Origin of the sequence: Sphingobacterium sp. NGMCC 1.201703, from assembly GCF_047784615.1 — a bacterium.
GTDB lineage: Bacteria > Bacteroidota > Bacteroidia > Sphingobacteriales > Sphingobacteriaceae > Sphingobacterium.
This window is the reverse complement of sequence record NZ_JBLOHD010000004.1, coordinates 361,774-383,968: the sequence shown is the minus strand read 5'-3', so window position 1 is coordinate 383,968 and position 22,195 is coordinate 361,774. Positions and strand designations below refer to the sequence as shown.

At 44.0% G+C, this 22,195-nt stretch carries 13 protein-coding genes; all 13 read left to right on the top strand.

Going from position 1 to position 22,195, the window contains the following annotated elements; all coding sequences use genetic code 11:
* Positions 1–554 precede the first annotated feature (554 nt).
* The 13 genes from ACK8HY_RS09965 to ACK8HY_RS09905 all read left to right on the top strand — a co-directional run bounded on the left by ACK8HY_RS09965 (position 555) and on the right by ACK8HY_RS09905 (position 22,195).
* Positions 555–1,160, top strand: a complete 606-nt coding sequence (locus ACK8HY_RS09965) for an RNA polymerase sigma factor (RefSeq protein WP_077438614.1) — start codon at positions 555–557, stop codon at positions 1,158–1,160.
* Between the two features lie 104 nt (positions 1,161–1,264).
* The gene (locus tag ACK8HY_RS09960) at positions 1,265–2,440 is read left to right on the top strand and encodes a FecR family protein (RefSeq protein WP_416133537.1); all 1,176 of its coding nucleotides are present in this window, start codon (positions 1,265–1,267) and stop codon (positions 2,438–2,440) included.
* Between the two features lie 214 nt (positions 2,441–2,654).
* Positions 2,655–6,092, top strand: a complete 3,438-nt coding sequence (locus ACK8HY_RS09955; protein WP_416133536.1) for a TonB-dependent receptor — start codon at positions 2,655–2,657, stop codon at positions 6,090–6,092.
* An 11-nt stretch (positions 6,093–6,103) separates the two neighbouring features.
* Positions 6,104–7,729 carry a RagB/SusD family nutrient uptake outer membrane protein gene (locus ACK8HY_RS09950; RefSeq protein WP_416133535.1) on the top strand — a complete coding sequence of 542 codons (1,626 nt, stop codon included), beginning with the start codon at positions 6,104–6,106 and terminating at the stop codon, positions 7,727–7,729.
* A 77-nt stretch (positions 7,730–7,806) separates the two neighbouring features.
* Complete coding sequence (locus ACK8HY_RS09945) at positions 7,807–8,949, top strand: SusE domain-containing protein (RefSeq protein ID WP_175992129.1); 1,143 nt, start codon at positions 7,807–7,809, stop codon at positions 8,947–8,949.
* 12 nt (positions 8,950–8,961) lie between these two features.
* Positions 8,962–10,086, top strand: a complete 1,125-nt coding sequence (locus ACK8HY_RS09940) for a glycoside hydrolase family 76 protein (protein WP_416133534.1) — start codon at positions 8,962–8,964, stop codon at positions 10,084–10,086.
* 71 nt (positions 10,087–10,157) lie between these two features.
* Complete coding sequence (locus ACK8HY_RS09935; protein WP_416133533.1) at positions 10,158–11,342, top strand: glycoside hydrolase family 76 protein; 1,185 nt, start codon at positions 10,158–10,160, stop codon at positions 11,340–11,342.
* A 167-nt stretch (positions 11,343–11,509) separates the two neighbouring features.
* Positions 11,510–12,070, top strand: coding sequence for a dihydrofolate reductase family protein (locus tag ACK8HY_RS09930; protein ID WP_416133532.1), 561 nt, complete (start codon positions 11,510–11,512; stop codon positions 12,068–12,070).
* A gap of 267 nt (positions 12,071–12,337) precedes the next feature.
* The gene (locus tag ACK8HY_RS09925; RefSeq protein WP_416133531.1) at positions 12,338–13,264 is read left to right on the top strand and encodes a 2-hydroxyacid dehydrogenase; all 927 of its coding nucleotides are present in this window, start codon (positions 12,338–12,340) and stop codon (positions 13,262–13,264) included.
* A gap of 420 nt (positions 13,265–13,684) precedes the next feature.
* Positions 13,685–14,047: a hypothetical protein gene (locus ACK8HY_RS09920; protein WP_077438621.1), complete on the top strand. Its 363-nt coding sequence runs from the start codon at positions 13,685–13,687 to the stop codon at positions 14,045–14,047.
* Positions 14,048–14,469: 422 nt separating this feature from the next.
* A complete protein-coding gene (locus ACK8HY_RS09915) occupies positions 14,470–14,655 on the top strand; it encodes a hypothetical protein (protein ID WP_077438622.1) in 186 nt (61 codons plus the stop codon).
* Positions 14,656–14,680: 25 nt separating this feature from the next.
* The gene (locus ACK8HY_RS09910; RefSeq protein WP_077438623.1) at positions 14,681–15,862 is read left to right on the top strand and encodes a hypothetical protein; all 1,182 of its coding nucleotides are present in this window, start codon (positions 14,681–14,683) and stop codon (positions 15,860–15,862) included.
* Positions 15,863–15,886: 24 nt separating this feature from the next.
* Positions 15,887–22,195 carry a hypothetical protein gene (locus ACK8HY_RS09905; protein ID WP_416133530.1) on the top strand — a complete coding sequence of 2,103 codons (6,309 nt, stop codon included), beginning with the start codon at positions 15,887–15,889 and terminating at the stop codon, positions 22,193–22,195.

The following is a 22,195-nucleotide window of genomic DNA, read 5'->3' as shown; positions in this document are numbered from 1 at the left end:
TCTAAATAATACCTATTTAACAGGTATATTATTCGAACTTAAATCGGACTTTATACGCTTTTATCCGGATAAGGTCCGAATGAGGTCCCTATAAAGTCCCTATAAGCTCCCTATTAAAGTACCAGATAATATGAACCAATTCACAAGGTGTTCCCTCCATATCTTCAGTCAAAGGTTAATCCGTAATATCTATTTGAAAGAGTAGAAAAAAGCAAATGTCCCATCATTTTTTTATTTTCTTTTGGAATAAGCAAAACCGTTTTAGTTTTTTTATATTTGTTTTATCCGATCTTATGGAATATCAATAAAAGCAGGAGACCTGTTGGAAACTTAATTTATCGGCATGCCAACACGATTTTATTATCGGGTTTTATGTCGATAATTAATTTATTTATTGAGTGTGACCTCAGACGGATAATGGATAACCAAATACGATAAAGCTATAGCGTTTTTTACTTTTCAACGAAGGGGATAGTTCTTGCTGTTTTGTCATAACGATGATAGAAAGGTCTGGGATTTGGTGATTCATTTTTTTTATTTTCACCGGAGTGACAATGTATAAACCGAGATATGATCATATTGAAGAAAAGGAGATGCTGTTGGCCTTGCGTTCGGGCTGCCAAACGGCTTTTCGCCAGATTTATACCTTGTATAGCGGTCGGATCTTTCTCAACATTCGTAAAATGGTTAAATCCGAACAGGATGCCGCTGAGCTTTTACAGGAAGTTTTTATAAAAGTATGGGATAAGCGGGAACTGATTGATCCCGAACAGTCTTTTCGATCCTACCTGTTTCAGATTGCTAAATACACCGTATATAATTTTATCCGTAAAAATAACCTGGAGAAGCAGGTTCAAGCCTACCTTAGTCTCCACAATACACAGTTATACAGCCATGTGGAGGAACAATTAGACGAAAAGCAGGACGAGCAGTGGCTGTCCCAAACGATAGAGCAGCTTCCGCCCCAACGGAGACTGATCTACAGGCTATGTAAGATCGAAGGCAAAAGCTATGCTGAGGTAAGCACTTTGTTAAGAATATCGACTTCTACAATCAATGACCACATCGTAAAAGCGACGAAGTATATCAAAGAAAGACACGCGATTTTGGATAAGCCTACGCTGTTGATAGCCTCTTTTATCCTACTCCAGCATCATTAAGCCTTGTTATTTTCTTTAAGCTGAAAAAATATAAAATAAAATTGCGACGGGAGCAGATGATCCTTGCTTCTGAAGTGTATTAGCTAAAAAGAGGATAACCAATTGTGGAAAAAGAAATACTTCAATATACTTTAAGACAGTATATACATGGGGAGCTCAGTGAGGAAGATTCCCGCGCCTTTCTGTCTTATATAAAATCTGGCGAGGACCGAATGCTGCTACAGGAGCTGATCCAGGAAGTGCTGGATGATCCGGTTGATCAGAACCTGCTTCAGGATCCCGAGGTCCTGTTGGTATTGGATAATACATGGGAACAGCTCCATGCGCAGATGAATAAACCTCAAGTGAAATCTTTCTGGTCATGGAAACGTATTGCTGCTGTTGCAGCTACCGTTATTGGGATATCCTTTGCTGGCTGGTGGTTTTTTGACGGAACTGACAATACCGTATCCCAGCAAACGCAGCATGAGAAATTGATATCACCTGGCATGCAATCTGCGACTTTAACCCTTGCAAATGGCAAACAGGTTCGTCTACAGGAAATCATGGATGGACAGATTGCAGCTGAAATGGGGATCAAGATCTCTAAAAGTAGCGATGGACTGTTGATTTACGAAGTGGACAAAAATGCGGGCGAGGGAGCCGGCAATCATATCTTATCGACTACCAAAGGAGAAACCTATCGGATTAAACTGCCGGATGGCACGCAGGTGTGGCTCAATGCCGCTTCATCCCTTAAGTATCCGATTCGGTTTGCGCTTCAGGGGAAAAGGGAAGTGGAATTGACCGGAGAGGCCTATTTTGAGGTAGCAAAAGATCCCAAACACCCTTTTATTGTCAAGGCTTCCGGTCAGCAGATCAAGGTATTGGGTACCCATTTTAATGTAAATAGTTATACCGATGAACCGGCCTTACGGACGACCCTCTTGGAAGGTCGTGTCGAAGTATCTTCCAGCAACCAAAAATTGCGCTTGCTCCCCGGACAACAGTCCAGTCTCAATGCCAAAGGTATACTTCAGATACAACAGGTGGATACAGCTCCGATTATTGCCTGGACCAATCATGAATTTATGTTTGATCAGGATGATATCGAAAGTGTAATGCGCAAAATAGCACGCTGGTATAAAGTGGATGTCGTCTATCAGGGAAAAAAGACAAGCGAAAAATTCGGGGGCGGGATCTCCCGTTTTGATGATGTAAAGCAAGTCTTGAAAATGCTTGAAAATACGGGGGCAGTCCATTTTCGGATTGAAGGGAAAACCCTGTATGTTCTTCCTTAATTATATTGTAAATAATTGAATTATAAACACCTAAAGAAGATAAACCGATGAATAGAACTATACAAAACGAATAGTCACAATGGTGGACTACAAGAGAGCAACCAGGATCCCGGGGGATCTGGTTGCTGTTTGGGACAATTAAATTTTAACTATCCAATATGCACTATATTTCTGTTTTGGACGACTCGAATATAGTGCAAATCAAACCTTGCAAATGTATCAAAATTATATCAGAAAAAAGGTAATAGCGTATTTGCTATTCCGTAAACTATGGCTTATTATGCGATTGACGACCATAATTATCTTGGTTACTTTTATGCAGGTTAGCGCTTCGACTTTTGCACAAAAGGTAACATTGGAATACTCCAATATGAGCCTTAAAAGAATATTTAAGGAGCTCAAGTCACAGACAGGCTACAATTTTCTTTATACAGAACGGCAGATGTCTGCAGCCAAACCTGTCCATATAAAAGTAAAAGACCGTCTGTTGTCCGATGTATTGGTCCAGATTTTTGCCGATCAGCCGCTGTCCTATCAGCTGGATAACAAGACTGTCGTCATTCGTGACAAACCCCGGTCTGCGGTTCCAAGCTCGTCAGAACAGCCTCTGGCGGTTACGGTTCAGACAGCGATCAAGGGGCGGGTGACCAATGAACGAGGTGAACCGTTGGCCAACGTTTCTGTTCGCGTCAAAGGAAATGCATCTTCTGGAACCTCCACCGCTGCTGATGGTAGTTTTACGATCAGCAACCTTTCTCCAAAATCCACATTGATTTTTTCCTCTGTCGGATATGACTTGCAGCAAGTGGAGCTTGCAGCGATGTCTACGGAACAGCTGGGACAGTTGCATATACAGATGAAAGGCAGCAATAGCCAGCTGGAGGAAGTGATCGTGATCGGATATGGTACCACCACCCGGCAGCGTGTTGTTGGTGCTGTGGACCAGATCGGCGCAAAGACCTTTGAGGACCGACCCGTCGGCAACGTCACACAGGCTCTTCAGGGGGCTTCTCCAAGTTTGACCATTCAACAAAAAAGCATGGATCCAAACGATAACGCAATGAACATCAATATCCGGGGAATATCTACGGTAAATAGCAATGCCCCTTTGGTGGTGATCGACGGAATCATCACCGAAGGCGGAACGCTCAACAAGATCAATCCCGACGATATCGAAACAGTATCAGTGCTCAAAGATGCGGGATCCACCGCCATTTATGGTTCGCGGTCGGCAAATGGGGTAATCCTAGTAACTACCAAAAAGGGGCGTCAAAATCAGAAACCCTCGATTGCGCTTGGGACACAGTGGGGAGTGCAACAACCCAAAATTTTATTTTCTCCCGTTGCGGGCTATGAAAATGCGACCTTACGTAACCTCGCGCTCACCAATTCGGGCATGGATCCACAATTTTCGCCGGCAGCAATTGCTGATCTGTATGCCCATCAGGATATGGAGAAATGGAATCTGCCGGAAATCATGCAAAATTCGTTTCAGCAAAAATATAATATCAGCGTTACGGGCGGAGGTGAGAAAAGTTCTTATTTATTTTCAGGAGGCTTTTATAACCAGCCCAGCAATTTTGTTGGACAGAATTTTGGGATAAAACGTTATAATCTGCGGACCAACCTCAGTACCGAAATCGGACGTTTTAAACTGACTTCGATTTTAGCCTATACACGCAACAACAATATGAGCAATACCGCCGGAAGTGCCATTATTAATGCTTCCCGCCTCCCTTCTTATTATTACTATCGCATGCAGGCCGATAATGGAAAATATCTGGTCAATAATGCCCTGACAGATCAAAATCCACTGGCTGAACTCAATGAAGGTGGATATATTAAACATGATAATGACTATTTTAACATCAATCTGAATCTCGAGGCAAAACTGTTCGACGGTTTGAAACTGCGTGGTATTTTTGGTGCAGATATTTATGCCGACCACCGCTTTATCAGACGGATCCAGGTACCGCTATATGCTACGCCGGATGCATTGCAGCCACAGGTCTTTGTCAATTCGGACCGCAATACTGAGGATTTTAACGAAAAAGCCTCTTTGCTGAATTTTCAGTTGCTATTGGATTACGACAAGACCTTCGGCAGCCATCATGTTTCCGGTTTGATCGGAGCATCCAATGAATCCTATACACGGAGGCAGAACGAACTTAAAATGAAGTTTACCGATCCTGTACTGGGGACACCGACCACGGGCACAGTTATCGACCCCGTCAGTGCCCGGGTTACACCTAATGGAACTTTACAGAATAGTATCAATTCGATCTTCGGTCGTGCCGGATATGATTTTGAGAGCAAGTATTTTGCCGAATTCAGCTTTCGCTATGATGGATCATCCAAGTTCTCCAAAGCCAACCGTTGGGGATTCTTTCCTTCCGGATCACTTGGATGGCGGGCATCGGAGGAACAGTTTATGAACTGGTATAAGGAACATGTCGGTGGCCTCAAGATCCGCTCTACCTATGGCGTACTGGGAAATCAGGCCGTGGACGACTATTCGTATTACTTTACGTATGAATCCTATCCCAATAGCTATGGATTTAACAACAAACCAGTAGCCGCCGCGGGATTCAAATACGCCAGTTTGGATTTACGCTGGGAGAAAACCTATAATTTCAATGTGGGCCTGGATGCTACCTTTTTCCAGGATAAGCTGACGGCAAGTTTTGATTATTTTAAGAAGCGTACAGTCGATATCCTAATGGCACCACAGATTCCATCTGCATTCGGAACCACATTGAAAAATCAAAATCTGGGCGAAATGAACAATGAGGGCTGGGAAATTAACCTGGCCTACCGCATTGCGACCGGCGAGTTTCAGCATCAGATCAATGCTAATATGGGCGACAGCCACAATAAGATTGTCTCGATGCCGGGAGATGACCGGATTTCAACCGTAGATAACATTACCAAACTGACGCGCGTCGGTCTACCATACAATTCCTATTATGGCTACAAGATGGCCGGACTCTTCCAGAATATTTCGGATATAGAGACTTCCGCTTTGCCAAGTGGCATCACAGCGGCAGATCTGCGTCCTGGAGATGTCAAATATGTAGATCGTAATAACGACGGAATAATCGATGCACGGGACAGGTTTGTGCTTGGGAATGGTTTTCCCCGGTTTACATTTGGCCTGACCTATAACCTCAGCTACCGGAATTTTGATTTTAGCATGTTCTGGCAAGGGGTTGGTAAACGGGATATGATGATCCGCGGTGAATTGATCGAACCCTTTCACCAGAATTATTCTTATGCCATTTATCAGCATCAACTTGACTACTGGACACCGACAAATATTGATGGCCAATGGCCCAGACTTACTGCAAATGGATCTACAGCATCCACCAACAACTTTGGAAAGGACTCCGATCTCTATCTTTTCAATGGGAAGTATGTTCGTCTGAAAAATCTGCAAATAGGATATACATTACCAAAGCATGTTATTTCCAGATTAGGCTTACAACGTGTACGCTTTTTTGTCAATGCCCAGAATTTGCTGACTTTGAGCAAAAATTCCTGGATAGACCCGGAGTCCTCCGAATTTGATTCCAACATGGGCGGATCTGCCAATAGCGCCCGCAATTATCCGACATTGAAATATTATGGCGGGGGATTAAATATTCAATTCTAACGATTTATGCGATGAAACTATATAATTTACTTATAGGAGGCTTGAGTTTAATGGCTGTTGTCCATTTTACTTCCTGCAATAAGTTGGATACCTTGCCAACTGATCGGTTTACAGATGAAAACTTCTGGAATTATCCAGAAAATGCAGAGAAAATGGTCAATATGGCCTATAATCAGCTCTTTTCAGCCGACCGTTTATGGAATGATGAAGCTTTAAGCGATAATATTTTTGAGGGGCGTTCCAATACAGACCAGCGTGCTATCCGCAATGGAACAGCAGACCCTACCCTGGAACGTTTTGCTTCGGAATGGTCAGATCTCTATGGCGGTATCAAGACCTGCCATGTCTACCTTGAAAATATAGACCGTGTACCCGGCGTGGATGCCGCGCTCAAAAAACGCCGTATTGCCGAAGTACGTTTTATCCGTGCATTTCTCTATTTTAGGCTGGTCAATTTTTACGGCGATGTTCCTTTTTTTACCAAAGATATCTCTCTGGAGGAGTCCAAAGTCATCCCGAGGACTGCCAAGGCAACCGTTATGGCATTTATCCATCAGGAATTGGACGAATGTATGGTCGACCTGCCTAGTAAAGACGGCTTGCCTGCCGATGATAGGGGCCGAATTACCAAAGGCGCGGCTTCGGCTTTTCAGGCACGGGCTTTTCTCTACGAGGGCAACTGGAACAAAGTCGTGCAGTACTGCGAGAATCTGATCAAGAAACAAGCTGAATTTGGAACATACGCCCTTTTCGAAAGTTATCCGGGACTGTTTGCCGCAGCGAACGAATATAATTCGGAGGTCATTCTGGATTATGCCTATGTACCCCAACTGAAAACCTGGAATAAACTGTATGATGCCGCGCCGATATCTGCCCAGGCACGTCTGAATGGTTATGCTCCTTTGCAAAGTCTTGTTGACAACTATATCACCCTAGACGGAAATACCATAGCCACAGACCCCAATTACAACAGTGATAATCCTTATGTCAACCGAGATCCGCGTATGGCGGCAACAATTGTTTTTCACGGTGGTCAATGGACGGATTTTGATGGCACAGTCCGCAAGATTTTCATCAAACCGGGGTCTGGAGGGACAGACAAAGAGCGCCTGGACGAGTATCAGGGGGCGAGCTCCAATGCATCTGCAACCGGCTATTATGTCAAGAAATATTACGATGTGACTGCAACCGTAAAATACGATGCGGGACTCAATATGATTATGTTCAGATATGCCGATATCCTGCTCATGTATGCCGAAGCGAAAGAGGCACTGGGGCAACTCGATGCAGCTATATGGGATATGACGATCAAACCTATCCGCAAAAGAGCGGGCTTTGTAGCCAGTAAAGCGCTGGATTTTCCTGGTACAGGTAATCTGAAAACGGTCGTGCGAAATGAGCGTCGGAGCGAGCTCGCTTTAGAGGGGCTACGGTACTACGATATCCTGCGCTGGAAAGCCGGTAAAACCTATCTGGACGGACAGGTAAACGGTGCCAAATATGGCAGCAACAATAGCTATATCAAATTGGATATTCGGCGATTTGACGAGAGCAGGGATTATCTATGGTCGGTGCCAAGGACACAGATTGACCTGAATAAAAATCTGTTGCCCAATAATCAGGGGTATTCAAACTAAAATTTAATTGAAACAAACCGTTACAAACGATACAGAGAACAATGTACGTTTTGAACCACAAAATTAAAGATAAAGACATGAAATGGTATTTTAAAGTTATGGCAATGCTCGCATTTGCTGGGGGCATCGTTTCCTGCAAAAAAGATGATATGAAATATTCGGACGCGGACGTCTCTGCGGTGGAAAATTTATATGCCCCTGCAGATGGGAAAGCCGTCAAATTATTGAGTTCGAGTTCTGCGGCCCTGTATTTTGAATGGGAGTCTGCTCTGGTCGCAGATGGGGGAGCGGCACAGTATGAAGTTGTTTTTGACAAGGTGAACGGCGACTTCAGCCAGCCACTGTATACGGTTACTTCGGACAATAACGGAAATTCAAACGGAGCGAATATCAGTCACAAAATATTGAACCAGGTGGCCTCCAAAGCTGGAATCGAACCGGGTACAAGTGGCGACATCAGTTGGTCTGTGTACTCCATACGAGGTATGAAACGTGTGCTGAGTAAAGTCAAAAAGAAGCTCAACATCAAAACGCTTGAAGGTTTTGCTGATATTCCGGACGAATTGTTTGTGACCGGTGAAGGAGCTGAGAACGCTGCAGCTATTGCGCAGGCCATTCCGTTTAAGCTTGTTGGCAATGGTGAATATGAGGTTTTTACAAAACTGGAGGCCGGTAAAAAATATATCTTTACGGATCGCAAATCGGCAGATGGACGTGTATTCTATTCCGAAGATCAGACCAAGATAAAAGAGGGCGAGAGCGGCAGCAATACCGTTGCCAAGACAGCGGTATACCGAATCCGCATTGATTTTAATGTGGCGACAGTTACCTATACGGAAATCAAAAGCATGGGTGTTTATTTCTCACCTTCCGGAGCAGTAGTACTGGATCTCCCTTATCAGGGTAAGGGTATTTGGTCAGCGACGGGTGTCATCAATTTTAAGCAGGAAAGCTGGGGGCGCGACCAACGGTATAAGTTCCAGATGGAAACGGTCAGGGCAGGAAAGGCAGAGACCATACAATTGGGAACCCAAAATGGTACCGATAGCCCACCAAACGGTTCATCAGCTCCATCGTATTACTTTGTGCGTATATTACCAAATCTTTCGCAATGGGATGACAAATGGAAATTTGTGGATGCTGTAGATGGACGTCCGACCAAAATCTCCATGATTTTGCAGGGAGACAAAGATTATACACATACCGTTGTTCCAAATTAAAGGGAAGAAATAATGAAGAAAATAGTGATGATCTCATCCATGCTGTTTTTACTGTTTGGGTGTACAAAAGTAGAAGATACCTATCTCTACGATGATACGATTCAGGAATCCTGGGCGGAAGTGGCTACGCAGGTATCCGATAAAATGATCTCCGGTTTCTGGAATGATGCGGGGTATTTCAACAACGCTATCAATCAGTCAGATCAGGGATTTCAATACTGGCCCAACGCCCATGCGATGGACGTCGTTATCGATGCCTACCTACGGACGAAGGACGCCAAATACAGTGCCTATTTCAGCAAATGGTTTGAAGGTGTCAAAGTGAAAAATGGCAACAGCTACTACAATGTGTTCTACGATGATATGGAGTGGAATGCACTGACCATGCTGCGGTTATACGAGACCACTAAGGAACAGAAATATCTCGATGCCGTACTGCTTTTATGGACCGATATCACCAAAGCCTGGAATGAGCAATATGCTGGTGGAGGGCTGGCTTGGCGCAAAGACATGTTATACAGCAAGAATGCCTGCTCTAACGGACCCGCCAGTATCCTCGCAGCTAGGCTTTATAATTTAACAAAAAATGAAAATTATCTGACCTGGGCCAAAAAGATCTATGAATGGCAGAAAGCAACCTTATATAACCCCTCATCGGGTGCTGTGTACGATAATGTTAATGGGGAGACAGATGCGGTGGACCTCACCACGTTGACCTATAATCAGGGAACCTTTCTTGGCACAGCCGTAGAGCTTTTTAAGATTACCAATGATCAGATTTATCTGGTTGATGCCCAGAAAATCAGTTACTACACCATTACCCGCTGTATCGATGTAGGGAATAATATTCTGCGCGATGAGGGAAATGGCGATGGCGCACTGTTTAAGGGCATATTTATCCGGTATTTTATTGAATATCTCAACCTGGAAGGGATCGATGCAGCTTATCGCGCCAAGTTTGAGAAGTTTTTGGTCAATAATGGCAAAATTGCCTGGACCAAGGGAACCCGCCTTCCGACGCTATTGTTCGGTTCTTCCTGGGCACAGCCACCGATCGGTAATAGTGAGATTTCAGCCTACGCCAGTGCAGCGATGCTTTTTGAAGGACTGGCGCGCTATCAACCTAAATCAAAATAATACATTGGAAATCCTGAAGCCATTGGACGCGCATTTGTATCCGATGGCTTCCTATAAAATAATAGATGCAGATGAAACAAATAAATTGGATACGGACGATATCTCTATTGACAGGATTATATTGTCTGACGGTACAGGCACAGGTTAAAAAAGAAACGTTTTCTGATCGGGCGCAAAAGAGCCTAGATGTGATCTATGAAAAATATGGATCCACTGAGAACAAATTATTAATAGAAAAATACCCCTTTGACGAAAATTTTAAAGCAGACTATCTGAATAATAACGAGCAAGCGGCACAGCAGAAAAAATATGCCTATCTCTGGCCTTTCTCGGGCAGCTTCTCCGCAGTAAATGCGTTGATGGAACTGTCAGCGGATAAAACCGGACAACAGAAGGTATTGGATCAACAGGTGCTAGTAGGACTACAGGCCTATAGGGACGACAGACGCTCACCGGTGGGCTACGCCTCTTATATCAATTCAGCACCGGCGTCAGACCGTTTTTACGACGATAATATATGGTTGGGTATTGATTTTACCGACAGCTATTTGCAGACAAAAAAAGCCGATTATTTACGACATGCAAAGGAGATCTGGGATTTTGTGAAGAGCGGTGAAGACGATAAGCTTGGCGGTGGAATCTATTGGTGTGAGCAGAAAAAAGAATCCAAGAATACCTGTTCCAATGCTCCGGCAGCCGTGTTTGCCTTAAAACTGTTTGAAGCGACCAAGCAGCAGCATTACCTCAATGAAGGCCGGCGTTTATATGAATGGACAAAAGCAGGCCTGCAAGATCCGGATGACAAGCTGTACTGGGATAATATACAGTTAAATGGCGGGATAGGCAAAGCCAAATATTCCTATAATTCGGGGCAGATGCTGCAAGCTGCGGTATTGCTTTATAAACTGACGAAAGAAAAAAAGTATCTGGTAGATGCGGAGCAGCTGGCGGAAGCCTGCCTAGGCTATTTTTTTCAGCGCAGGGAGGGAATAGATTTTCCGCTATTAAAGAATAGTAATGTATGGTTTCACGCTGTGATGATGCGGGGCTATCTCAGCCTGTTCGAACAAAATGGCGATAAAAGATATATGGACATTTTTGCGAAGAACCTTGAATGGGCATGGCACAAAATGCGTGATCAGGATGGACTGTTTGATGCAGATTGGACATTGGAGAAACCTAAAAAATCCAAGTGGTTACTGGACCAATGTGCTTTTGTGGAGATGTATGCGCGCTTGGCAAAATTTGGATATTAAATGTTCTTAGCTTGATCAGCAATGCAATAACAGGGATGGCGCTTAACTTTTCTTGTCCTATGGCAATTGCCAAAACATGATTAATCCATAATTTTATTTTCATCGAATTACTGGGGGATAGGCGTGCTCACTCTTATCCAAAGGTTGTACATTATAGGGAGTATGTTATGAGAAAGATCATTGTCTTAAACTGGGTTTCACTGGATGGTTTTATTGCAGGTAATCAGGGGGAAACAGATTGGTTTCCCTGGGATAGCGAGATTGAAGATTATTACGAAGAGCGGCAGGATAGGGCTGATACTGCTATTTTTGGTAGGGAGACTTATGAGGTAATGTCCCAATACTGGCCTGATCCAACCCTGACCATATCTGACCGACCCGGAATTATTGATTTCATGAATAATGCGACAAAGATTGTTTTTTCAACATCACTTGTAAAGGCCGACTGGAACAATAGCCGTATTGTCAACGCGATTGACAGATCTGAGGTGGAACGGTGGAAGCATTCCCCGGGTAAGGATCTTCTTATCTATGGCAGTGGGACTATTGTTTCTCAATTCTCCGAATTAAAATTAATCGATGAATATGCCTTGATGCTTTATCCTATTGTTCTTGGTTCCGGCAAACCTTTGTTTCCCAATATTTCAGAAAGGATCAAACTCAATTTGATAAGCAGCAGACTATTTTCCTGTGGAAGTATGCTGCATACCTATTCTCCGGAGAACTAATTTTGAACAAGCTTATCGTTTACAGCTAATATTGTTTTGTAATTCCGCTATTACATTCAGTCCAAGACTCCTAATTTTTTAGGGTTGCAATGTATCTTGCAGTATAGAATGAGGTAACCATTTATGAAGGCTACTGATTTTCGGTCTTTGTGTTCGCAGGAAATGCTTTTTAATTTGTGTTCGAAGGACATCTTATTGAAGTGGAAAATACAATATGCACAACCATCGTTTGGGGATAATTGTTATTTTCGTATAAAGGAGAAAAGCATGAGTATAGCATTGATACTGAATAGTGGTCGGGCGGAGGAGTGGAAAGCCGAAATCAATAAACATTTGCCGGAAATTAAGGTCGAGGTCTACCCGCAGATTGAAAATTATGATGAGATAGAGTTTGCACTTTGTTGGAAACCTGAGGAAGATTATTATGCCCATTTCCCCAATTTAAAAGTTATCCAGTCTGCAGGTGCAGGGATAGATCATTTATTTCCCAAATCCATACCAGCACATATCCGTACCTGCAGGATCGTGGATCCCATGCTTAAAAGCGATATGTTTGAGCATGTTTTGACCTGTCTGATGCATTCAATGAAGAATTTTTCAGCTTATGCAACCGACAAAGCGAAAAAACATTGGGAGCCGCTCGTCTATAAATCCATTGCCCAGACCAGTGTCACGATTTTGGGATTAGGTGAAATTGGCGGTTATGTGGCCGAGCGATTGGTGCAGTTGGGATTCAAGGTAAACGGCTGGTCCAGTTCGCCCAAAAGTCTTCAAGGCGTAAACGCTTTTACGGGAATTGGAGGACTTGGTTCAGCAGTTGAAAACACGGACTTTATAGTGAATGTTTTACCATTGACAGATTCGACGAGAGGAATTCTAAACCATGAGCTTTTCAATCTGTGCGCGAAGGGAACTGTTTTGCTCAATGTGGGGCGAGGTGAACATCTCGTCGAAGAGCATCTGTTGGCAGCGATCGCTAGAAAACAAATTGCTCATGCCTACCTCGATGTATTCCATCAGGAGCCGTTGCCCGTAGATCACCTATTCTGGAATTGCAGCGCTATTTTTATAACACCCCATGTTGCCAGTAGGACAAACATTGGTTCTTCAGTGATGCAGGTGGTGGACAATTATAGCAGAATGGCTGCGGGCCGGCCATTACTTAACGAAGTTTCTTTGGAAAAAGGGTATTAGAAATCTGTGCTGGGGGAGAATTATGTGCCAGAAAGAAACATCTTAGGGCTTAGTAAATCGCATTGTTTTCCCTGTATTTAGTTGGGCCTAAATCTCTATGATGTTATCAACGGTAAACAAATTATTGCGATTTTCGGTATTCCTTTCTTACCGCCTATTTAAATATTTTAATGCAATTCCTTTATCGCTTTATCAGATAAATTTGTTCCAGGAACTTTCTCATCAGCCTAATTAAGCAGGTTATGAAGTAAAAGTGAATGTTTATAAATTTTGAAAAGCCTTCTGCTTGTTGCTGTATCAGATGTAGAGAATACGATATAAGAAAACTCAGTGGTTAATGCTTTCATAGAACGGCCCGCATAAAAATAGACGATCAAAAATAGGTGTTTTCAAAATAGTTGTTTAAAAAAATGGATCAACATGGAACGATTAGATATTTTAGAAAAATTAGTTATTCCCGTTGTCACGGGGATTGGTGGTTATTTTGTTGGGAGACCTAAACAGAAGGCGGAAGTTGAGGCGACCAATGTTGAAAATGCTGGAAAGGTGATCGATAAGTGGGCAGCCTATGCTGAAAGACTGGAGAAAACTATAGAACAATTCGGTATTGTCATAGAAGATTTGAACGATGCGCTCCAACTTGCCAATAACGAACGACTAGCTTGTGAGAAAACCTTGGCCAAATTGAAGACTAAGTATCATGATTTAATGCAACTCTATAATGAATTACTGCTCGAACTTCAGGAACTCAAAGGCAGGCAACATAAAAAATGGATAGGATAATATTGTTCGCCAATGATGGTTATATGAAGTCAGGAAGCCTTATTATTCCCATTGAGGTTTTTTCTTGGTACTAATTATCAAAAGATTCCTGCCGTAAAATAAACAAATTGACTCAAAGAGTCCAGTATTTTTATACTGGACTCTTTTTATTTATTAGCCTTACGTTTCCCTTCCTACATAAGTTTCTTGAGACTTTTCGGTAGATCATAGATACCGAGAGAAAAGGGCTTTTTTCTCACCAAAACCCATGCTTTCCAAATGTAATTTTGTCTTGTTCCCTTTTGAAATATATGTGCCACAGCAGTTTTAAGCCCTTTTTTTAAGGTTTTTGGAGGCTGCTTGGCAAAGGCTAATTAAGAGAACAACGGGTTCGAACACCGTGAAAAGATAGATGTCGTATTACAATAAAAAGAAGATGAAAAATGAAAAGAATAAACGAAAATAATATAAACCATAAAGTTGCAGGAATTGGATTTGCAGCAAAAATAAAACCTGTAGTAAACAAGGTGAATCCAGATGATCCCGCTGGGAGACGAAGAAGCTTTACGAGAGATTACAAGCAGAAAGCAAAGATTAAAGATAACGCCGTTCAGCAATTGATGGATTAAAATTTATAAACTAAAGAATAACGTTATGTCACAAAATACATGTATACAGACCAGCAGGTTTGGCATTGGTGGTGAAACTCTTTTCCCGGGCACAGCTTTTCAATTTGAAATTCAATTTGCCAGTCCTGAATTAATGGCTTCTGACGTACTTGCCTGTGAATGGTTTCTCGATGGTATACTGGTTGATAGTATCAATAGCTTGGAATTCACTGGACAAGGGTACTGTGGTGATCATATTGTCGCCGTGCGAATATTGACTGCGGATGGATGGTCTGGGCTTAAGACAATGGCTTTTGCTAATTGTAAATCCATATTGGCTTCACAGATTGACTGGCCCACATCTTTAAAGGAAGGGAGTTCGTCACCATTCAACGTGTTTAGGACTTTTACCGATGGGACTAAGTTTGATATTTCGGCTTCCTGTACCTTCACCGTTAGCGACGGTGGATATTTTGAAGGCAATATCCTCCACGTCGATTATAGCCCAAGTTTGGCCCCGGTAAAAATGGTCGAGGTTACAGCTCACACTGCTGACGGTGAAGTGCTTGGACCGAAGCAGGTTGCTATTACAAATATTGATAAACCTGTGATTTTCATTGAAGACTTTGATTACATGGTCGTTCGCTATAGCTGGCAGCATGGTACCACCTTGGGGCTGGATGTTGCGGTGGGGTTTGAAAATACCGATTCCGACGTCAATAACCAATATGTTGGCTATGGTCAATTGGGTGCCTCTGTTCCTTTCGGGCGGAATCTGCAAGATGCCTATCTGTATTGGCCAAATGATAATACAAAGGATTCTGGTGAAGAATCTGTACTGATCAATTTGAAAAAATTTACACAAGATTTTGCCGCAAATGACATAAAAGGAGATTTCTCCTACATTGATTTTGCAAGGTCAGATTTTAGTGTGGATGATGTCAAAAATCTCGGCGATATAGGACTATACGCTATTTGGCGGGGCAAATCGGGGCAATCGGAGCTTTTTAAAGTACAGGTGACGACCTATAAGGGGGGTACTATGCAGCTACAGGGATCGCAATTTGTGAATCAAACCGGGGTAATGCTTTACAATGATGAGTATACCTTCTCCACAAAAAGAACAAATAGCAATCAGCTCGACGCATATTATCGTCTTGGTAAGCTTCGCTTCAATAAAGCTACTAAACGGTCAACCATCGAACTCTATGATGGGGTCTCTAATTAATTTTAAACGAATAGCAAATATTATATGTCAACAAATAGCATAAACAAACGTTACTATCCGTCGCTAGCGGAAGTAATTACTGTAGATGACTTGCCTGAGTTCTTGCAATTTGCAGAGGAGGGGCTGGGTGGTTTGCTGGATCGCATCCATTATAAAAATCTGCAGTATTCGAGATCACCGCGGGGCGATTCAGCTTATTATAGCCTGGATGTCATCGCCAATAATATTGGGCTTGGCTTGCCATTCGGTATGCGGCTTGTCCTGAATCCAGATGAAGATGGCAACAGTAGCATCTCCTCTTTTCCTGTGTCGCTGCAGTATCAATGGGAGATGCTCGCTTATCTCAGGTCTTTCAGTACGCAGCAGTTTGCCTTTACGCCACAGGCATTTTTCGATCTGGGACTCCAGATTTTTAAGATCAATGAAGACGAGGCAATCGCGCATATCATCAACAATTTTATCGTGTCGGACACTGGTATTCAGAACAAATTTGTTCAGCTCGTGAACGTAATTAATATCGCTTTCCCTGAAGCTAATTTGGTCTTACCTGCAGATGAGGAACCTACAGCGGCAAGCCTCGCCGAACTGATTAATAGCAATAGTCATATCGATCAATCTGTATCAGCTGTTCTGTTTGATACTTACATCAGTGCTGATCCAAGCCGTGCCAAGGAAAACCTGGATAGGTTTTATCAGGATATTATACCAGTGGGTATAGAGGAGTATATCCGCGGTTTGATGATACCCAAGGTAAGGGCAACGGTAAAGCTTGCTGCAGGAATTGAATTCCCGAATAACATTCTTAAACCTGTAGATGCTCGCGGTGTGGAGCTACCGGATCGACGGGCGCTTTTTAAATTTGCCGAAGCAACTTTCTATGCCGATACCGAAGCTGGTATTGGTTCGGATATCGAATTGGTAGGTTCGTTGGAGCCCGGTCCATGTATGATCGGCAATACTGGATTTATTGTTGAATTTGACCGTGCTAAATTGGATCTCAGCAAACAGCGAAATATTCCCGAGGCGGATTTGGCTGGCTATGGCCCTGATTTTAACGGTTTATACATCAGACGGGCGGGTATCAAATATATGGGGCTTGGAGAGGGCGATGCTGGATCCCTGGCCATTGTAGGGGATGAACTCTTTATCGGTTCGGGAGGTCTTTCCGGTCGTATCGCACTTGAATCAGATGGTGTTCTCAGGCGCAAGTTTGGTAGCTTCTCCCTTGCATTGGATCGTTTTGCCGTAGATTTCAATAGAGGCAAAATACGGCAATCAGCTATCTCGGGTACCTTGACCATAGATAAATTTCGACAAGGTTCGGATGCATTTGTCATTGCTGTTGACGCTCAGATTGAAGATGACGGCAACTTTAGGGTGCTGGCGAGAACAGCGGAAGAGCCAATAAAAATTACGATGCCCAATGTGCTTGAAATTAAGATCCGCAGCTTGAAGTTAGGCCGGGAGGATCGCGGTTTCTATGTGGAACTAGCCGGCACTTTGGATTTTTTGGCCGATGTTCCCGGATTGGGCAAAGTGTTGCCCAGAAATATTGAGGTCCAGCGATTCCGTATTTGGCAAGATGGTGATCTTGAATTTGAAGGCGGAAGCTTTATGGTTCCTCAGGCTATTTCCCTCAAAGTAGGCCCTGTAAACATGGAGATCAAAGAGATCAGCTTGGGGTCCTACGCAAGGCAGCATCGCGGTATTGAACGCAGGTATCGGTATTTTGGGTTTGATGGGATGATCAATACCGGCCGTGCTGGAGTGAAGGCCACTGGAGATGGGATTAAATATTATTTTACTGTCGATCACAATGATACAGATAAGCCATTTGACAGCTTTACAAGCGTTGACGGTATCGGTATTGATCTGACTATTCCGGGCAATGTGAGCAAGGAGAATGCTGCATTTATCCTGAACGGGTATCTGAGCATGAACAATCCCGATCCGAATATTGAGGCATCCAATGCGGGGACAGAATATACCGGGGCTGTGAGCTTTGCTTTACCGAAGTTGCGGCTGAGTGGTTCCGCCGCTATGCGTCTTAATCCCAAAGTCCCTGCATTTATTGTTGATATTGGATTGGATCTTCCTTCTCCAATTCCGCTGGGGCCAACCGGTTTGGGGATCTATGGCTTCCGCGGTTTGATCGGGCAGCATTATATGCCATCGAAAAAGGCTGTTACGCCGGCGCTGTCGGAGGAAGCAACCTGGTGGGATTATTACAAAGCTAAAAGTAAGATTACAGGCCGCGAGGGCATTGAAATCGATAAGTTTGCTAACGAACCGGGCTTCTCGGTTGGGGCTGGGGCGAGTATAGCGACGACCTTCGATGGTGGTTATACGTTCTCTTCCAAGTTATTTCTGATGCTGGGACTGCCCGATGTATTTTTATTGCAGGGACAGGCAGGTATACTGCGCAAGCGTCTTGGACTTAATCAGGATGTTGATCCACCATTTAGCGCCATGATTTCCATTGATAGCAAATCTGTCATGGCCAGCTTGGGTGTAAACTATAGATTACCTGAAGGTGGACCACTGGATGGAAAAATCCTCAGTGTACAGGGTAAGATGGATATGGCGTTTTTCTTCAACAATGCCTCAGGTTGGTACATCAACCTCGGTAAGGACCAACCCGAGTCTGAACGTGTGCGGGCAAAGGTGCTCACGCTGTTTGAGGGACATTCCTATATGATGCTCTCAGCCAAAGGCTTTAAGGTGGGCGCGGGTGCCAGATTTGATTTTCAGAAAAAGTTTGGCCCAGTGGCCGTAGGCTTGGGTGCTTATATTGACCTGGCAGGCTCAGTCAGTTTCCGCCCGATCCAATTAGGGGCGCAGGCTAGGTTTGGCGGCTATGCATACCTGAAGGTCTGGAAGTTTAAGTTCGGACTATCTGTGGATATTGTGCTGGGTATAGATGCGCCCAATCCATTCCGAATTTATGGCGCCTTGGGTGTCAAGCTCAATCTGCCTTGGCCGATCCCAGATATCAAGTTTAAACTCGCTGTTGAGTGGACATTCAATAATAATAGACAACCCTTAGAAGAGCCTATTGAGATCCTTAGGTTGCCAAGTGAAACGGAAAACTATATGCCAGCTGCGGCGATTAATATGTTATCCGAGGAGAGCTTTCCGATCAACTTTGTCGACCGGATTACAAGCGGTGTGATTGCCGAAATTCCGGCACCGGGAGCTTCAGGTTGGCGCTACAATTTTACTTCCGAGCAGGAGGCCAAGAAGGTGACCATTCCATTGGATAGTTTTATTGATATCGATTTGTTGAGTCCCGTAAAGCCATATGCGGCGGCGCGTCTTGGAGGGGCAATGAATCAGCTCCCCGAGGGTTACCTGCAGATGGTACCGCCCGAACGTGGACTGAGTGACCAGGTGAAACATGAACTGTTGCTGACAGGCTTTGATATTTTCTGCTGGGCCGACAATAGCTGGAAGCCTTATCGGGTCTACGATGCTGTTACCGCAATTGTCGAAGCCAACAATGGTGTCGTTGACCTGGGGACACTAAAAGATGGTTATTGGCAATTTGAGGAACCTAATAAGTATAAGAAGATCCGTCTACTCTCCCAGCATATGTTTTCAATGGCTAAAGAGGAGGTATCAGTAGCTCGGGATATGGACGCACTGAATTTCAAACGCAAAGACCTGTTCTGCTTTGAAGATGCGGTAAAGAAATACCAGGTTGATTGGAAATATTTGCCATCCGGGCTTATTTACAGTTCAGGTCGCACTTTCGAACGTGAGGGATTTAAATTTTCGCTCCAGGGTATTTCCGCTGTTATTGCTTCTGATATCAGCACGGTGAACAACAATTTCCGTTTGCGCGAAAATGGGGGAAGCCTGATCATTCGGCTACCAGAACCGCTGACTTACTTTCAGTTACGGGTTGCAAAAAGTGAGAATACAGGAGAGGTTCAATTTGTAAGCCATCAGCCTATGCCGACAACATTCGGTGAGACAATTGTTGAGCCAATTGTGGTTCAAACGATAACACTGGAGCGGACTGATGATGTGCAAGAACTTGTTTACGAAAATCTGGGACAACCGATTCATGAGGTTATTATTAAGCTCCATGCTAAACGTGTACTTGGGTTTGAAGGTAACCTAAAGATCGGTGGTTACGAAAGATTGCCATTATCAGCAGGTATAACCACAGTGCATCAATACGAAACCAAGAAAACCATTGCAGATGTTGTCCTTTTGAATCGGGCGCTTGAACCAGCGGAACTACTTACATCCGATCTGGAGATATTGCCCGGTGCAGTGGGTAATTGGAACGGTTACGAACGTTTGGATCATATTGGTGGTCATCATGCTGTTCTCAGCAATGCACCGATCCTCATGGATACCCTATGGCTGAAGCCTGCTTCTGATTCATTGATGAAGCTTTCGCGCAACTTTACCTATCTCGCTAATGCAGATAGTCTGCAAGTGATGGCTTCTCCAGATTTGAACGTAGAGGAAGGTGATTTTTCGATCGCAGTAACAGCGATGTTCAGTGCCCTGGAAACAGGCGTCAGTACGTTGGTATCCAAAGTATTTACACATCCTGAAAGTGGCGATAAAAAAGGTTATGCCATTCATTTGGTACGTCAGGAACGGATTGTGTCCGATCATGATTATCGGGGTGATCAGGCCTTGCCAGTTTACGATGTTGTTTTTACAAGTTATCATGACCAGCAGGCCGGCAGTATTGTTGCAAGCGCTGAGATGACAATGGATTGCAGTAGTGGCATTATTCCGGTGACACAGTATGCACAGGTGGTCGTCACCGTATCGAGAGCTCAAAATCAGGTCAAGATCTATGTGGATAAAGAACTCAAGGCAACAGCTCCCATTCCCGCGGAGTTACAGCTCGATCCGCCGCGTAATTTTGCAACTGATATTGCCGAATTGATTTACATGACCGAAGCAGTACATCGCCGTGTTGAGGAAAGTGAGATGACACGTGAAGGGTTCATTGAAGAAAACAGGGCCATTAGCGCCAATTTGAATCAGACCATTCAACCTGTATGGCGACCAGATACAATGTATGCTATCGTTGTAAAAACCAAGGATGTTGTGAATGACGATGTCGCAGGTGCTGCAGAACAGGCTTTTATTTATGGTTTTAAGACAGCTGGCCCGATCGGACATTTCCACAAAGAGAGTGCGGTATATGAAACATTGGCAAGTCAGGATCAAACAGCATCGTTCAAGCTGGCTAATCTGAGACATTACATCGACTACGAGCGCTCATTCCCGGATGCGATGGGAAGACAAGACCGGAGCAAACCCCTCTTTTATGAAGAGGCCAAAGTTCGATTGCTCTTTAACAAAGCCTATCTCAATGCGATGTATAGTGATTGGGACAATTATCAGGGACGACCCGCTGTTCAGAGCCGTTTGGATGTCAAGCTGGTAGATCCGTATGGACAGATTTATCAGCAGCAACTGGTCTGGGAAGAGCTGCCGGAGCAATCCATTGATGATAGCAACTTCCGCAATTTGCCCCCTGACCAACAGCGGATTTACCTTCTTAACCGTGCCGCATTTCAGGATGCTTGCAATGCGAGTGACATCGCTATTGTTCGCAAGCGTAAGCGAGGAGAATATCAATTTCCACATTTACTGCCCAATCGATTGTATACAGCATTGTTTGAATCTGTTTACAAGCCCGACGGCCGTCCTGCCCAGCAGGCTGAGGTACACCGCTTTGGCGTCATGACCTCGCGTTATGCAAATTTTCACGATCAGGTTAGCAAAGGGTGGTCTGTCGATCCAATTGTGCTTGAAATGGCCGACACGGAGGTGAATGGTCTGCTCAAAGATCTTTGGAATGGAAATTATCAGGGCGATGATGCCCATATTCTCCGGTATACCGACAGTTTTGAGCGGGTGGTCTACGGAGGTTTGCAGATCAGACAGTTACAGCAGTATCAACATACTGTTGTTCAGCCAATCGTACAGCAGGATCCGGCTACCAAGATGCAAAAGATTATTGCGGTGCTGGTGCGTAATCCAGAACCGTTCAATCACCCCAATCTGCCTAAAGAGCAGCTGTTGGATACCTTGCAATGGGGTCAGCTACGGGAGGATGGCCAGTTTGAAGCCAATGACGCTATCAAAGCCCTTCATTCCGGCAACCTTTCCGCTGCCTTGCTCAGCAATACGGATCTGTCGATCGTCCCGGCGGACATCCATTTGCGCTTTGTTTTCAAGGAATTTGATGGACAGGATTATGTGGCTTCAGCGGAAGTTATCCTGCCGCTGAGCTTGACCGATCAGATCGATAATGGGACTACATCAAGTTATAATTCAAGAATCAATCTTTAG

Coding starts and splice junctions, on each gene's coding strand:
- ACK8HY_RS09965 (WP_077438614.1), top strand. CDS start 555: ATGTATAAACCGAGATATGATCATATTGAAGAAAAGGAGATGCTGTTG.
- ACK8HY_RS09955 (WP_416133536.1), top strand. CDS start 2,655: ATGTATCAAAATTATATCAGAAAAAAGGTAATAGCGTATTTGCTATTC.
- ACK8HY_RS09950 (WP_416133535.1), top strand. CDS start 6,104: ATGAAACTATATAATTTACTTATAGGAGGCTTGAGTTTAATGGCTGTT.
- ACK8HY_RS09945 (WP_175992129.1), top strand. CDS start 7,807: ATGAAATGGTATTTTAAAGTTATGGCAATGCTCGCATTTGCTGGGGGC.
- ACK8HY_RS09940 (WP_416133534.1), top strand. CDS start 8,962: ATGAAGAAAATAGTGATGATCTCATCCATGCTGTTTTTACTGTTTGGG.
- ACK8HY_RS09935 (WP_416133533.1), top strand. CDS start 10,158: ATGAAACAAATAAATTGGATACGGACGATATCTCTATTGACAGGATTA.
- ACK8HY_RS09930 (WP_416133532.1), top strand. CDS start 11,510: ATGAGAAAGATCATTGTCTTAAACTGGGTTTCACTGGATGGTTTTATT.
- ACK8HY_RS09925 (WP_416133531.1), top strand. CDS start 12,338: ATGAGTATAGCATTGATACTGAATAGTGGTCGGGCGGAGGAGTGGAAA.
- ACK8HY_RS09920 (WP_077438621.1), top strand. CDS start 13,685: ATGGAACGATTAGATATTTTAGAAAAATTAGTTATTCCCGTTGTCACG.
- ACK8HY_RS09915 (WP_077438622.1), top strand. CDS start 14,470: ATGAAAAGAATAAACGAAAATAATATAAACCATAAAGTTGCAGGAATT.
- ACK8HY_RS09910 (WP_077438623.1), top strand. CDS start 14,681: ATGTCACAAAATACATGTATACAGACCAGCAGGTTTGGCATTGGTGGT.
- ACK8HY_RS09905 (WP_416133530.1), top strand. CDS start 15,887: ATGTCAACAAATAGCATAAACAAACGTTACTATCCGTCGCTAGCGGAA.